10 protein-coding genes are annotated in these 13,460 nt (G+C 66.4%); 7 read left to right on the top strand and 3 right to left on the bottom strand.

Annotated elements, in window-relative coordinates:
* Positions 1–2 precede the first annotated feature (2 nt).
* The 7 genes from dapE to AC6LJ2_RS10615 all read left to right on the top strand — a co-directional run bounded on the left by dapE (position 3) and on the right by AC6LJ2_RS10615 (position 9,474).
* Complete coding sequence (dapE, locus tag AC6LJ2_RS10645; RefSeq protein ID WP_263910911.1) at positions 3–1,142, top strand: succinyl-diaminopimelate desuccinylase; 1,140 nt, start codon at positions 3–5, stop codon at positions 1,140–1,142.
* Positions 1,143–1,152: 10 nt separating this feature from the next.
* The gene (gene prmB, locus AC6LJ2_RS10640; protein WP_263910912.1) at positions 1,153–2,049 is read left to right on the top strand and encodes a 50S ribosomal protein L3 N(5)-glutamine methyltransferase; all 897 of its coding nucleotides are present in this window, start codon (positions 1,153–1,155) and stop codon (positions 2,047–2,049) included.
* Positions 2,046–3,980, top strand: a complete 1,935-nt coding sequence (locus AC6LJ2_RS10635; protein ID WP_263910913.1) for an ATP-binding cassette domain-containing protein — start codon at positions 2,046–2,048, stop codon at positions 3,978–3,980. Before prmB ends, AC6LJ2_RS10635 begins: the two co-directional genes overlap by 4 nt.
* A gap of 122 nt (positions 3,981–4,102) precedes the next feature.
* Positions 4,103–4,588, top strand: a complete 486-nt coding sequence (locus tag AC6LJ2_RS10630) for an RNA polymerase sigma factor (protein WP_263910915.1) — start codon at positions 4,103–4,105, stop codon at positions 4,586–4,588.
* A gap of 2 nt (positions 4,589–4,590) precedes the next feature.
* On the top strand, positions 4,591–5,520 hold the full coding sequence (locus AC6LJ2_RS10625; RefSeq protein WP_498151343.1) for a FecR family protein: 930 nt from the start codon (positions 4,591–4,593) through the stop codon (positions 5,518–5,520).
* Between the two features lie 118 nt (positions 5,521–5,638).
* Positions 5,639–8,275, top strand: a complete 2,637-nt coding sequence (locus AC6LJ2_RS10620) for a TonB-dependent receptor plug domain-containing protein (protein ID WP_498151342.1) — start codon at positions 5,639–5,641, stop codon at positions 8,273–8,275.
* The gene (locus tag AC6LJ2_RS10615) at positions 8,248–9,474 is read left to right on the top strand and encodes a cytochrome-c peroxidase (protein ID WP_498151341.1); all 1,227 of its coding nucleotides are present in this window, start codon (positions 8,248–8,250) and stop codon (positions 9,472–9,474) included. Before AC6LJ2_RS10620 ends, AC6LJ2_RS10615 begins: the two co-directional genes overlap by 28 nt.
* Before the next feature lie 154 nt (positions 9,475–9,628).
* Here the strand turns inward: AC6LJ2_RS10615 and AC6LJ2_RS10610 are convergent, their stop codons facing one another.
* The 3 genes from AC6LJ2_RS10610 to AC6LJ2_RS10600 are packed head-to-tail and all read right to left on the bottom strand — an operon-like array spanning position 9,629 to position 13,438.
* Positions 9,629–9,934 (bottom strand): chorismate mutase, encoded by a 306-nt coding sequence (locus tag AC6LJ2_RS10610; RefSeq protein WP_025135882.1) that lies wholly within the window; start codon positions 9,932–9,934, stop codon positions 9,629–9,631.
* A 7-nt stretch (positions 9,935–9,941) separates the two neighbouring features.
* Positions 9,942–12,233: a UvrD-helicase domain-containing protein gene (locus tag AC6LJ2_RS10605; RefSeq protein ID WP_263910919.1), complete on the bottom strand. Its 2,292-nt coding sequence runs from the start codon at positions 12,231–12,233 to the stop codon at positions 9,942–9,944.
* Complete coding sequence (locus AC6LJ2_RS10600; RefSeq protein ID WP_263910920.1) at positions 12,230–13,438, bottom strand: DesA family fatty acid desaturase; 1,209 nt, start codon at positions 13,436–13,438, stop codon at positions 12,230–12,232. Before AC6LJ2_RS10600 ends, AC6LJ2_RS10605 begins: the two co-directional genes overlap by 4 nt.
* Between the last annotated feature and the right edge of the window lie 22 nt (positions 13,439–13,460).

Below are 13,460 nucleotides of genomic sequence, written 5' to 3'. Positions count from 1 at the left end.
AAATGTCGGGCTCCGTTGTTCTTGATCTGGTCAAGGACCTGATCTCGCGCCCGTCGGTCACGCCGGCGGACGCAGACTGCCAGGCGACGCTGGCTGCGCGCCTGGCGCGCATCGGCTTCACCTGCGAAACCATCGCCCAGGGCGGTGTCACCAATCTGTGGGCGCGCCGCGGCACGGCCGCGCCGCTGGCCGTCTTTGCCGGCCACACTGACGTGGTGCCGCCGGGTCCGCGCGAAAAGTGGGAAAGCGATCCGTTCGTGCCCACCGAGCGCGACGGCTACCTGTACGGCCGCGGCGCGGCCGACATGAAAAGCTCGATTGCTGCCTTCGTGGTGGCGGCCGAGGAATTCGTGGCGGCCAACCCGCAGCACGGCGGCTCGATCGCCCTGCTGATCACGTCCGACGAAGAAGGCCCGTCGATCGATGGCACCGCCATCGTCTGCGATGCACTGAAAGCGCGTGGCGAGCAGATGGACTACTGCATCGTCGGCGAACCCACCTCGGGCGACGTGCTGGGTGATACCTGCAAGAACGGCCGCCGCGGCTCGCTGTCGGGCAAGCTGACGGTCAAGGGCATCCAGGGCCACGTGGCCTACCCGCACCTGGCCCGCAACCCGGTGCACCAGTTGGCGCCGGCGCTGGCCGACATCGTCAAGATCGAATGGGACCAGGGCAACGAGTATTTCCCGCCGACCACGTTCCAGGTGTCGAACCTGAACTCGGGCACGGGCGCCACCAACGTGGTGCCGGGCGATGCCGTGGCGCTCTTCAACTTCCGCTTCTCCACCGCCAGCACGCCCGAAAGCCTGCGGGCGCGGGTGCATGAAGTGCTGGACCGCCACGGCCTGGAATACACGCTGGACTGGGAACTGGGCGGCGAGCCCTTCCTGACCCCGCGCGGTTCGCTGACCGATGCGCTGGTCAAGGCCATCCGCGAAGAAACCGGGGTGACGGCCGAGCTGTCCACCACGGGCGGCACGTCCGACGGCCGCTTCATCGCCAAGATCTGTCCGCAGGTGATCGAGTTCGGCCCGTGCAACGCCACGATCCACAAGGTCAACGAGCGTATCGAGCTGGCCTCGCTGGACCCGCTTAAAAACATCTATCGGCGCACGCTGGAAAACCTCCTGCCCGCCAAGTAAAAAGCCACTCATGTATCAATCCGCCCGCCAAGAACTGCTGACCCTGCGCGACCTGATCCGCTACGGCGTATCGCGCCTGAACGCCGCCGAGGTGGCGCTGGGTCACGGTAGCGACAACGCCTGGGACGAGGCGGTCTACCTGGTCCTGCACGCCCTGCACCTGCCGCTGGACACGCTGGAGCCCTTCCTGGACGCCCGCGTGCTGACCGAAGAGCGCAGCCGCGTGCTGGACCTGATCGACCGCCGCGTGACCGAGCGCGTGCCGGCTGCCTACCTCACCAACGAGGCCTGGCTGCGCGGGCATCGCTTCTACGTGGACAAGCGCGTCATCGTGCCGCGCTCGCCCATCGCGGAGCTGCTGGACGAAGGCCTGTCGCCCTGGGTCCAGGATGCGCAGGCCGTCGACAACGTGCTGGACATGTGCACGGGATCGGGCTGCCTGGCAATTCTGTCGGCCATGGCCTTTCCGTATGCCCACGTCGATGCCGTCGACGTGTCGTCGGATGCCCTCGAAGTCGCCCGCCGCAATGTGGACGACTACGGCCTGGCCGACCGCCTGGAACTGCATCAAAGCAATCTGTTCGACAGCCTGCCCGAGCGCCAGTACGACGTGATCGTGTGCAATCCGCCCTACGTGAACAGCGGCTCGATGGACGTGCTGCCGCAGGAATACCGCCACGAGCCCCACCTGGCGCTGGCCGGCGGCACCGACGGCATGGACCTGGTGCGGCGCATTCTGGAAGCCGCCCCGCGCTTTATGTCGGCGGACGGCGTGCTGGTGCTGGAAATCGGCCATGAGCGCGACTTCTTCGAAGCCGCCTTCCCCGAACTGTCGCCGGTGTGGCTGGATACGGCAGAGGCATCCGACCAGCTTCTGCTCTTGACCCGCGAGCAGTTGACGACGTGATACGTGCTACTGGATTGACCTTGCGCCGCGGCACGAAGGTGCTGCTGGACGACGCTGAATTCGTGGTGCATCCCGGCGAACGCGTCGGCATCGTGGGCAAGAACGGCGCCGGCAAGTCGTCGCTGTTCGCGCTCTTGACCGGCGCGCTGGACCTGGATGCCGGCAGCCTGGCCGTGCCCGCCGGCTGGCGCATTGCCAGCGTCGAACAGGAGCTGCACGCCGACGACCGTCCCGCCCGCGAATTCGTCATCGACGGGGACACGGGGCTGCGCGCGCTGCAAGCGCGCCGCGCCGAACTGACCGACGACCAGGGCACGCAGATCGCCGAGGTCGAGGCAGCCCTGGTCGAGGCCGGCGCCTGGAGCGCCGCCTCTCGCGCCGAACAGCTCCTGGCCGGCCTGGGCTTCAAGCCGGCCGAATGGACCCAGCCGGTGGCGAGCTTTTCCGGCGGCTGGCGCATGCGCCTGGCGCTGGCGCGCGCGCTGATGGCGCCGTCCGAATTGCTGCTGCTGGACGAACCCACCAACCACTTGGATCTGGACGCGATGCTGTGGCTGGAGAAATGGCTGGGTGCCTATCCGGGCACCGTCATGCTGATCTCCCACGACACCGAGTTCCTGGACGCGGTGGCCAAGTCCATCCTGCATTTCGACCATGCCAAGCTGGTGCGCTATCGCGGCGGCTACGGTGATTTCCTGACGCAACGCGCCGAGCGCCTGCGCCAGACCAATATCGCGTACGAACGCCAGACCCGCGAAACCGCCCGCCTGCAAGGCTTCATCGACCGCTTCAAGGCCAAGGCGTCCAAGGCCAAGCAGGCGCAAAGCCGCGTCAAGGCGCTGGCCCGCATGCAGGTGCTGGCGCCGCTGCAGGCCGAAGCGGGCATCGACATCCGCATCCCCTCGCCCGACCAGGTGCCCGACCCGCTCTTGACGCTGGAACACCTGTCCGCCGGCTATACCGATGCGGCGGGCAACGCCGTGCCGATCCTGCGCGACGTCACGCTGATGGTGCGCGCGGGCAGCCGCGTGGGCGTGCTGGGCGCCAACGGCGCCGGCAAGAGCACGCTGATCAAGACGCTGGCCGAAGAACTGCCGGTGCAGGCCGGAGAACGCCGCGCCTCGCGCGGCCTGGCCATCGGCTACTTCCACCAGCACCAGCTCGACATGCTGGACCTGGACAGCACGCCGCTGGCGCACCTGGCGCGCCTGGCGCCGGAAACGCGCGAGCAGGAACTGCGCAATTACCTGGGCGGCTTCGGCTTCTCGGGCGATACGGTGAACAGCAAGGTCGGCCCGATGTCAGGCGGCGAAAAAGCGCGCCTGGCGCTGTCCTTGATCGTCTGGCAAAAGCCCAACCTGCTGCTGCTGGACGAACCCAGCAACCACTTGGACGTCGAAACGCGCGAGGCCCTGGCCGCCGCGCTGGCCGAATTCGGCGGCAGCATGCTGCTGGTCTCGCACGACCGGCACCTGCTGCGCACGACGGTAGACAGCTTCTGGATCGTCGCCGACGGCGCCGTGCGCGAGTTCGACGGCGACCTGGAAGACTATCGGGACTGGCTCGCAGCCCGCAATGCCGGCGAACGCGCCGAAGCGGCCCGCGAAAACGCCGAAAACGGCGAACCCGTGGTCGACCGCAAGGCGCAACGCCGCGCCGAAGCCGAACAGCGCCAACGCCTGTCGGCCCTGCGCAAGCCGCTGGAAGCCAAGCTGGCCAAGGTGGAATCCGAAATGGAAAAACTGCGCGCCAAGCTGCAGGCGCTGGACGGCGTCATTGCCGACCCCGACCTGTATTCCGACGCGCGCCGCAGCGAACGCCAGAAGGTCATGGCCGAGCACGGCGAATACGGCAAGCGCATGGAAACGCTGGAAGAACAGTGGCTTGAACTGCAGGGTTCGCTGGAAGACATCGACCAGAGCGAAGCCTGAGGGCGGCGGGTGGCTCGCCGCTCGCCCCTTCCCGCCACCGCGGGGGCCATCTATTAATAATAATAGTTATCATTTATAATTGGTTGCGAATTTGACTCTATCTGGCGCCGGGCGTCAGCGACATGTCTTCGCTTACCGATGTATTTCTCCGCCACTACCGCGAGGTGCTGGGTTTTCTTTCGCTACGCACCGGATCCCGCGATGTGGCCCAGGACTGCGCCCAGGACACCTGGATCAAGCTGGCCGAGTTCAAGGACAGGACCCGCCCGGACAATGACCGTGCCTATGTCTTCCGGGTCGCTGCCAACATTGCCACCGACTGGCACCGCCGCCGCGGCCGCGAACTGACCGCCGTCGCCGACTACGCCGCCGCACAGCCCCCTGCCTTCGAAGCCGACACGCTGGATGTGGCCGCAGCGAATCAACTGCTGCGCCGGCTGGAAACCGCCCTGCTCGCCCAGCCCCGCCGCAGCCTGGACGTATTCGTGCTGCATCGCCATGATGGCCTGACCTATCGCGCCATCGCCGAACGTTTCGCGATCTCGGTCAGCGCCGTGGAAAAGCACATGATGCGGATCCTGCTGGCCTGCGACCAGGCGTTGGCGTGAGCATGACGCCGTCCGTTCGCGGGCCGCGGGCCGCCAATGACGAGGCCTCGCGCTGGATCGTGCGAGCCAGCGGACAGGCGCTGGACGCCCAGGCACAGGCCGAGTTCGAGGCGTGGTACCACGCCGACCCCAGCCATGCCGCGGCGTACGACCGGCTGGCGCGGGTGTGGCGCCGCATGGGTGAGATCGACCGCGGCAAGCTGGCCGCCGCACGGCCGGCCCGCAAGCGGCGCACGGCCCTGGCACTGGCGCTGCTGGCAGGCACCGGCATCGCCTGGCACACGCTGCGGGATTTTCATCCGGGGGCCGACTACGCCAGCGGCGCCGAGGTGCTGCGTGTCGCCTTGCCCGACGGCTCCGCCGCGGTGCTGGACGCGCATTCCGCCATTGCGGTGGACTTCAGTCCTGGCAAGCGCGAAGTGCGCTTGCTGGCTGGCCGGGCGCTGTTCAATGCCGCCCCGCGCATTGCCGAGGGTCCGGCGTTCACCGTGGCCACGCCCGACGCCTCGGCGACCGCCCTGGGCACCCGCTACACGGTGGCGCGCGAGGCGGACGGCACGCGGGTCACCGTGTACCAGCATCGCGTCGCGGTGCAGTGCCTGGCCTGCGACGGCGGCCCGTCGCTGATCCTGGGCCCCGGCCAGGACGCCGCCGTATCGGCCGCGGGCATCACCCGCGGCGAGGCCCCCAAGGAGACCGCGCCGGGTTGGAGCCAGGGCCTGCTGGCGTTCAACAACGCGCTGCTGCCGGACGCCGCCACGCAATTGGCGCGCTACACCGGCAAGCACATCGTGGTCATGGGGGACGCCGCGCGGCACACCCGCGTGTCCGGCACGGCCAACATCGCCAATCCCAAGCGGGCGCTGGACTTGCTGTTGGCCCACACCCCGGTGCGCATCACGGACCTGCCCGGGCTGCTGATCCTGCGTTGAAGCGCGGGCACCAATCGGTAAATGAGAATCGATATAAATTATTCATCGATCCTGCACTGAGGTAACGGCAGCGTCACCACGTCCTACGGCTGACATCAACACCGCTTGGGACGTATTCATGGCTTTTCCCTTTGACGGCACCGCCCGGCGCCGAGCAGGCGCTTCGGCCGCCATTCTCTGCGCCGCGCTGGCCCTGGCGACACCCGTCGTCGCCCAACCGCCGACTCGTGCGACCACATACGACCTTCCCGCCCAGCCGCTGGGCGACGCGTTGCTGGCGCTGGGTCGCCAGGCCGGGCTGGAGATCTCGTTCCCGCCCGCCGCCGTGGCCGGCAAGATCGCGCCCGCCCTGCAAGGCGAGTATTCGGCGCTGCTGGCGCTGGACAAGCTGCTGGCAGGGTCCGGCCTGGCGCTGCGCGCCGACGGCCCGGGCCGCTACATCGTCTTCGCGGACAAGACCAGCCAGTTCTCGGCGCTGCGGCTGGAGGCCGTGCGGGTCTATGGCGAACAGGTCGGCGAACGCATCTACGGCCGCGAAGAAATCGCCGACACGCCGTCGTCGAACCGCGACCTGAGCACCTTGCTGGCCACCCACCCCGCAGTGCGCACCAATCCCGGCGTGGCCGGCTCGCAGAACCGCGGCTCGCTGAACGTGGAAGACATTTCCTTCCATGGTTCCAGCCCTTATCAGAACCTGTTCCAGATCGACGGCATGGACGCGACCAATCGCGTCGACCCTGCCAGCAAGAACCTGAACCTGCAGGTCGGCAACATCCCCAGCAATCCGCAGTCGTACTTCGTGGACACCAGCCTGCTGGACGAAGTCCGCGTGCACGACAGCTTCGTGCCGGTGGAGTACGGGCGTTTCACTGGCGGTGTGGTCGATGCACGACTGCGGCGTTTTTCCGGCGAGAACCACCTGAACCTGGACTACCGCTGGAACACGTCGAAGATGACGCGGCAACAGGTGTCGGAAGGCGACGAGAACAGCTGGGCGCAAGGCAAGCCCGGCTACTCGCCAGAATGGAAGAAGCGCTTCTATTCGGCGGTGGGCGACATCGCGTTCAACGAGAAAACCGGCGCCGTGCTGGCGATGTCGCGCCGCGAATCGGACATCACCCGCTGGAACATGGGCGTGGACGACAAGGGCCAGCCCCTGCCCGGACAAGACCGATACCGGGATCGCATCGACAATTTCCTGGGCAAGTTCAGCGTGCGGGCCAGCGCCGACACCGTCGCCGACCTGACGCTGAAATACAGCGACCGCCGCGAAACCCTGGCCAGCGACTTGTTTCGCAACACCCGCTGGGACAACAACCACGGTGCGCGCGGCGTCAGCGGCAACGTCGACCACCTGTTCCAGGGAGGTCGCTTCACGCTGCAGGCGGGCTGGGACCGTTCGATGAGCAATCGCCAATCGGTGGGCAGTGAACTGGTCACGTACCAGCCGTACAAGCTGCCGCAATATACCGCCGGCGGTTTCGGACGCGAACAGACGCAGCAGGACACCTGGACGCTCAAGGGCCGCATCGACCTGGATCCGGTGCGTACAGGGGTGTTCACGCACAGCCTGTACGCGGGCGCGGACATCCAGCACGTCGAGGCGGGCTTCAAGCGCTACCAGGAATCGTATTCCTACCGCCGCGCCTACAGCGCCAATGGCAAGTACCAGGATTTCAGCAAGGTCCGCTACCTGCCGGGCACCGTGAACGTGAACTACGACATGGCCGGCCTGTACCTGTCCGACCGCATCGAATGGCAGCGCCTGGCGCTGGACGCCGGCGTGCGCTATGACCGCGAGACCTTCCTGGGCAACACCAACCTCTCGCCGCGCACCCGCCTGGACTGGGACCTGTTCGGCTCGGGCGACACGCTGCTCAGCGCCGGCTGGTCACGCTACTACGGTGCAGAAGTGCTGGAGACCGCGCTGGAAGCCGAGCGCAGCCGCCTGCGCAAACAGGTGCTGGACGCCAAGGGCAAGCCGGTCGCCGACGGCAGCAAGGAATACTTCGTCGAATACCAAGGCCTGCGCCTGCCCTACGATGACGAATGGGCCGTGTCGCTGCGCCAACGCTTGGCGGGGCTGGAAGGCACCTTGAGCTACGTGCACCGAAACGGCCGCGATCAATGGACCAAGACCGGCAACGAACGCGAGGGCTATCGATACACCAACGACGGCCTGTCCACCACCGACGGCGTGAGCCTGACGCTACGCATGCTGGAACCCTGGCGTCTGGGCGAGACGCGCTGGAACATGCAGGCGTCCTGGAGCTGGCAAAAACGCAAGACCAACGCGGACCTGGTCCAAGGCTACACCGCGGATGCCCGCGCACCGGACGATTACGTGATCTACAACGGCTCGCAGATCCGCGCCATCGACCTGCCCCCCAGCAGCTTCTACCAGCCCCAGGTCGCCACGATGACGCTGATCGGCGCGTGGCCCCGCGCCGGGCTCACCTGGAGCAACATGGTCAATTGGCGCAGCAAGCGTGATGCCACGATCTATGTCGGCGTGGGCCCCAAACCCTATTACCTGGACCGCTACGAATCTGGCGAACTGCCTTCGTACTGGACCTGGGACACCAAGCTGGCCTGGCAACCCACGTTCGCCCGCAACCTGGAATTCACGGTCGAAGTGCTGAACGTGCTGAACCGCATGCCCGCCGTGACGGCCAGCAACCCCAACCTGAAGACCAACCGCAGCACCTACCAATCGGGACGCGAGCTATGGCTGCAAGTCGGCTATCGCTTCTGATGGCGGGCGCGGCGCTGGCCGTGGCCAGCGCCGTGCAGGGCGCCGAAGGGCCAGGGGCTGCCCCCTGGGCCGTCTCCCCCGCCTGCCGCAACGCAACAGGCGAAGACGCCGCCTGCCTGCGGTTCCGCTACGCCGGACCCGCCGCTACGTGGCCGGCGCCCACCATCGACCCGGGCGTGCGCTGGACGGAATGGGCGGCGGTACCGGCAGCCGCCGATCCGCCGTTGACCTGGACAGCCGCGAACCCAGGCCAGGCGGAACTGGCGGCCGACGTGGCGCGTGCGCCGGTCGTGATGCTGGGCCAGATGCTGTTCTTCGACACCCGCCTGTCGCGCAAGGGGCAGGTGTCCTGTGCGTCCTGCCACCTGCCGCAGCGCGCCTACACGGACGGCCTGGCGCTGGCGGTGGGCGAAGACAGACTGATGGGCCGGCGTCGTTCCATCCCGCTCCTGGCCGCGCCGTTCGCCCCGCGCCTGTTCTGGGATGGGCGCGCGGCCAGCCTGAAGGAACAGGTCATGGGGCCGCTGCACGATCCGCGTGAAATGAACCACGACGCGGCCGGCGCGGTGGCGCGGCTGCGGCAGACGGACGCCTATCCGCCGCTGTTCCTGGCGGCATTCGGCGCGGCGCCTGAAGCGGCATCTGCTGAGGCGCCTGGCGCCACCCCCACGCCGCCGTCACCCGTGGATGCGGACCGCATGGCGCGCGCGCTGGCGGCGTTCGTTGCGTCGCTACGGCCCGAGCCCACGCGGTTCGACGAATTCCTGGCCGGCAAGCCCGACGCGCTGGACGACACCGAACTGCGCGGCCTGCATCTGTTTCGCACACGGGCCCGCTGCATGAATTGCCATAGCGGCCCGCTGCTGACCGACCACCAGTTCCACAACATCGGCCTGTCGTTCTACGGCCGCCGCAACCAGGACCTGGGCCGCTTCGAAGCCACGCGCGAGCTCGACGACCTGGGCAAGTTCCGCACGCCCAGCCTGCGCAACGTCTCGCGCGCCGGACCCTGGATGCACAACGGCCTGTTTCCGGACCTGAAGGGGCTGCTGCGCATGTACAACGCCGGGATGGGCCGCGATCCGGCGCCGGACAATCCGCCCGATCCGTATGCACCGCGCAAGTCGGCACACATCAAGCCGCTGGACCTGAGCCCGGACGAGATCGATGCGTTGCTGGCGTTCTTGAAGGCGCTGTAAAAAAAGCTGCGTCCGACATGGACGCAGCTTTTTTGAGCAAGCACGCGGATTGCGATACCGCCACCCGGCGTGTGAGGCAGGGACAAAGCGGCAACACGATGCAGCGACCGCCCTTGGGGACGGTCATCTCGCGAACCGTGTCAACCGCCCCGCATCAAGAGTAAGGGCGCTCGCGCAGACGCGTGTGGTGGTCGACGACGGTATCGATCACTTCGCGCAGGATGGTTTCGGCCAGCGCTGGGGGCACGCCGGCCTCTTCGGCCAGACGGCGGATGCGCTGGACCTGCTGGTCTTCGCGCACCGGGTCCACCAGGTCCATGTCGTGGGCTTGCTTGAGCTCGCCGATCATGTCCGTGCAGCGGAACCGCACACCCAGCAGCAGGATGATCTGCTGATCGATTTCGTCGACCTCGGCGCGCAGCGCCGACAGTTCGGCTTTCGGGGAATCGTCTTTGGCCATGTCTTTGTCAACCTTGAACAATATCAAGCTTGGCGATGCCCAGCGCCAGGGTCTTGGCGCCGACATCGCGGAACTGGATTTCGGCCTGCGCGTCCTGCCCCGCCCCGCTCAGGCCGATGATCGTGCCATCGCCGAACCGGGCATGATGGACACCCTGCCCCACACGATACTGCTTGTCGCCGACCGTGACACCCGTGGCCGTGCCGCGCGGTTGACGCGGCGCAATCGTGTTGGTGGGCTTGCGGCCAAAGGCGTCGCCGCGATTGCCGTTCCAACCCGCGCCCGTGCTGCTGACCGGGGCCAGACCAGCCTTGGGCGACAGCCATTTCAGGTGCTGTTCGGGGATTTCGTCCAGGAAGCGCGAGCGCATGGCGTAGCGCGTCTGGCCATGCAGCATGCGGCTTTGCGCCAGGCTGATATACAGACGCTGGCGCGCACGGGTGATCGCCACGTACATCAGGCGGCGTTCTTCTTCCAGGCCGGACTGTTCGAGAATGCTGTTCTCGTGCGGGAACAGCCCTTCTTCGAGGCCGGTGATGAAAACGGCGTCGAATTCCAGGCCCTTGGCCGCGTGCACGGTCATGAGCTGCACGGCATCCTGGCCCTGCTGGGCCTGGTTGTCGCCGGCTTCCAGGGCCGCGTGCGACAGGAATGCCGCCAACGGCGTCATCGTGTCGGCCACGACCGGCGGCGCGTCGACCACACCCGGCATCAAGGTGGACGAGGTGTCTTGCGCAGGCGGCACCCCGGCCGGCAGGCCGTCGTAGTTTTCCTCGGACGCGAACACCGCCGCGGCGGTGATCAGTTCGTTCAAGTTTTCCAGCCGCTCGGCGCCTTCGCGCTCGGCCTTGTAATGGGCATTCAAGCCACTGGCTTCGAGCATGTGCTCGACCATTTCGGGCAACGGCAGATCGCGCGTTTCTTCGATCAGGCGATGAATCAGCTGCGCAAACTGGGCCAGGTTCGACCCGCCCTTGCCCGCCACCATGGCCACCGCCGCGTACAGGCTGGAATCGTGCGCACGGGCCGCGTCGGCCAGTTGCTCGAGCGTGCGCGCGCCGATGCCGCGCGTGGGGAAATTGACCACCCGCATCCAGGACGTATCGTCGTGCGGATTGGCCATCAGGCGCAGGTACGCCAGCGCGTGCTTGATTTCCTGGCGTTCGAAAAAGCGCAGGCCGCCGTACACCTTGTACGGAATGCCGGCGGAAAAGATGGCGTGTTCGATCACGCGCGATTGCGCGTTGCTGCGGTACAGCACGGCGATCTCGCGGCGCAGGCTGCCGTCGTGGATCAGCGAACGGATTTCGTCCACGATCCATTGGGCCTCCATGCCGTCGGAAGGCTGCTCGATGACACGCACCGGCTCGCCTTCGCCCTGGTCGGTCCAGAGGTTCTTGCCCAGGCGGCCGCTGTTGTGGCCGATGAGCGCGTTGGCCGAATCCAGGATGTGGCCGTACGAACGGTAGTTCTGCTCGAGACGGATGACGGTGCCATGCGCATAGTCACGCTCGAAATCGGCCATATTGCCGACATTGGCCCCGCGAAACGCGTAGATGGACTGGTCGTCGTCGCCCACGGCGAAGATCGCCGCGCCGCCGCCGGCCAGCAGCCGCAGCCACTTGTACTGCAGCGTGTTGGTGTCCTGGAACTCGTCCACCAGGATATGGCGGAAACGCCGCTGGTAGTGCTCGCGCACGGGCGCATTGCGCGACAGCAATTCGTAGGCGCGCAAGAGCAGCTCGGCGAAGTCGACCACGCCTTCGCGTTGGCACTGGGCTTCGTAAAGCTGATAGATCTCGATCAGGCGGCGACGGTGGGCATCGTAGGCCTCGACGTCGTTGGGGCGCAGGCCCTCTTCCTTGGCGCCGTTGATGAAACGCTGCACGTCGCGCGGCGGATACTTCTCGTCGTCGACGCCGTTGGCCTTCATCAGGCGCTTGATGGCCGCCAGCTGATCGGTAACGTCAAGAATCTGGAAGGTCTGCGGCAGGCCGGCATCGCGATGATGCGCGCGCAGCATGCGGTTGCACAGGCCGTGGAAGGTGCCGATCCAGAGGCCGCGCGTATCGATCGGCAGGATGGACGACATGCGCGCCAGCATTTCGCGGGCGGCCTTGTTGGTGAACGTGACCGCCAGAAGCCCAAAAGGCGAAGCCTGGCCGGTTTGAATCAGCCAGGCCATGCGGGTGGTGAGCACCCGGGTCTTCCCGCTGCCCGCCCCGGCCAGGACCAGGGCGTGCTGCGGTTCTAACGTTACTGCGGCGCGTTGTTCAGGGTTGAGCTTCTCTAGCATCATGCCGCGTAGCGGCGCAGACGTTGAGCGAATTGCTCGAGCCCGGCGATGCCGCTTTGCTGGGCGCGCTGGCACCAGGCCTGCAGGTCATGAAGGAGCTGTTCGCTGCTGGCGCTGGAGCTTTCCCAGATGCGGCCGAGTTCGCGGCGCATTTGCACCAGGGTCGACAGCGACTGGTTCTGGGCAATGGCCTTGTCCACGGCTTCGAGCTGTTCCGGCTGAAGGATGTCTTCGTTGCGGTGGATCGCACGGCGCACCTTGTGCAGCTTGTTCCAGCCGCAATCGGCGTTGCCGTCCTGGCGCGAGGCCTTCAGCTTGGCGAGTTCTTCGCGGGCAGCGCTCTTGATCACGTCCGCGTAGCGGGCCATGACTTCGTAGCGGTGCGTGATCACGCCTTGCAGGGTGCGCAGGTCGATGCCGGTCTTGGAGTCATCCAGCTTGAGCTTGGGCGCGACCTTCTTGATCTTGGCCAGGCCCAGGAACTTCAGGATGTTGATGTAGCACCAGCCGATGTCGAATTCGTACCACTTGGCCGAGAACTTGGCCGACGTGCCGTGGGCGTGGTGATTGTTGTGCAGCTCTTCGCCGCCAATCACGATGCCCCAGGGGAACACGTTGGTGCTGGTGTCCGGGCTGTTGTAGTTGCGGTAGCCCCAGTAGTGGCCGATACCGTTGACGACGCCAGCCGCCCAGAAGGGAATCCAGGCCATCTGGACAGCCCAGACCGTGACGCCGATGGCGCCGAACAGGGCGATGTCGATGGCGAGCATGCTGAGCACGCCCCACAGGCTGTGCTTGCTGTAGACGTTGCGTTCGAGCCAATCGTCAGGCGTGCCGTGGCCGAACTTGGCCATGGTTTCCTTGTTGTTGGATTCTTCGCGGTACAGCTCGGCGCCGCGGAACAGCACCTTCCAGATACCGAACAGGATGGGCGAATGGGGATCGCCTTCCTTTTCGCACTTGGCGTGGTGCTTGCGGTGGATGGCGACCCATTCCTTGGTGACCATGCCGGTCGTCATCCAGAGCCAGAAACGGAAGAAGTGCATGACAGCCGGATGCAAATCCAGACCGCGGTGCGCTTGGCTGCGATGGAGGAAGACCGTGACCGCGACAATGGTGATGTGCGTCACGACCAGGGTGAAAACGACGATCTGCCACCAAGAGGCTTGAGTCAGACCGCCGGCAATGAAGGAGAGGATGTAATCCATAAAGCTGTTATGAGCCTCGCTT

The sequence above is a fragment of the Achromobacter sp. 1014246743 genome (assembly GCF_059760725.1).
The sequence above is the reverse complement of the archived record's forward strand: the minus strand, read 5'-3'. Positions and strand labels throughout refer to the sequence as shown.

Bases quoted from the DNA above. Each gene is read 5' to 3' on its own strand.
- AC6LJ2_RS10625 (WP_498151343.1), top strand. From the start codon at position 4,591: ATGACGCCGTCCGTTCGCGGGCCGCGGGCCGCCAATGACGAGGCCTCG.
- dapE (WP_263910911.1), top strand. From the start codon at position 3: ATGTCGGGCTCCGTTGTTCTTGATCTGGTCAAGGACCTGATCTCGCGC.
- AC6LJ2_RS10630 (WP_263910915.1), top strand. From the start codon at position 4,103: ATGTCTTCGCTTACCGATGTATTTCTCCGCCACTACCGCGAGGTGCTG.
- AC6LJ2_RS10620 (WP_498151342.1), top strand. From the start codon at position 5,639: ATGGCTTTTCCCTTTGACGGCACCGCCCGGCGCCGAGCAGGCGCTTCG.
- AC6LJ2_RS10605 (WP_263910919.1), bottom strand. From the start codon at position 12,233: ATGATGCTAGAGAAGCTCAACCCTGAACAACGCGCCGCAGTAACGTTA.
- AC6LJ2_RS10600 (WP_263910920.1), bottom strand. From the start codon at position 13,438: ATGGATTACATCCTCTCCTTCATTGCCGGCGGTCTGACTCAAGCCTCT.
- AC6LJ2_RS10610 (WP_025135882.1), bottom strand. From the start codon at position 9,934: ATGGCCAAAGACGATTCCCCGAAAGCCGAACTGTCGGCGCTGCGCGCC.
- AC6LJ2_RS10615 (WP_498151341.1), top strand. From the start codon at position 8,248: ATGGCTGCAAGTCGGCTATCGCTTCTGATGGCGGGCGCGGCGCTGGCC.
- prmB (WP_263910912.1), top strand. From the start codon at position 1,153: ATGTATCAATCCGCCCGCCAAGAACTGCTGACCCTGCGCGACCTGATC.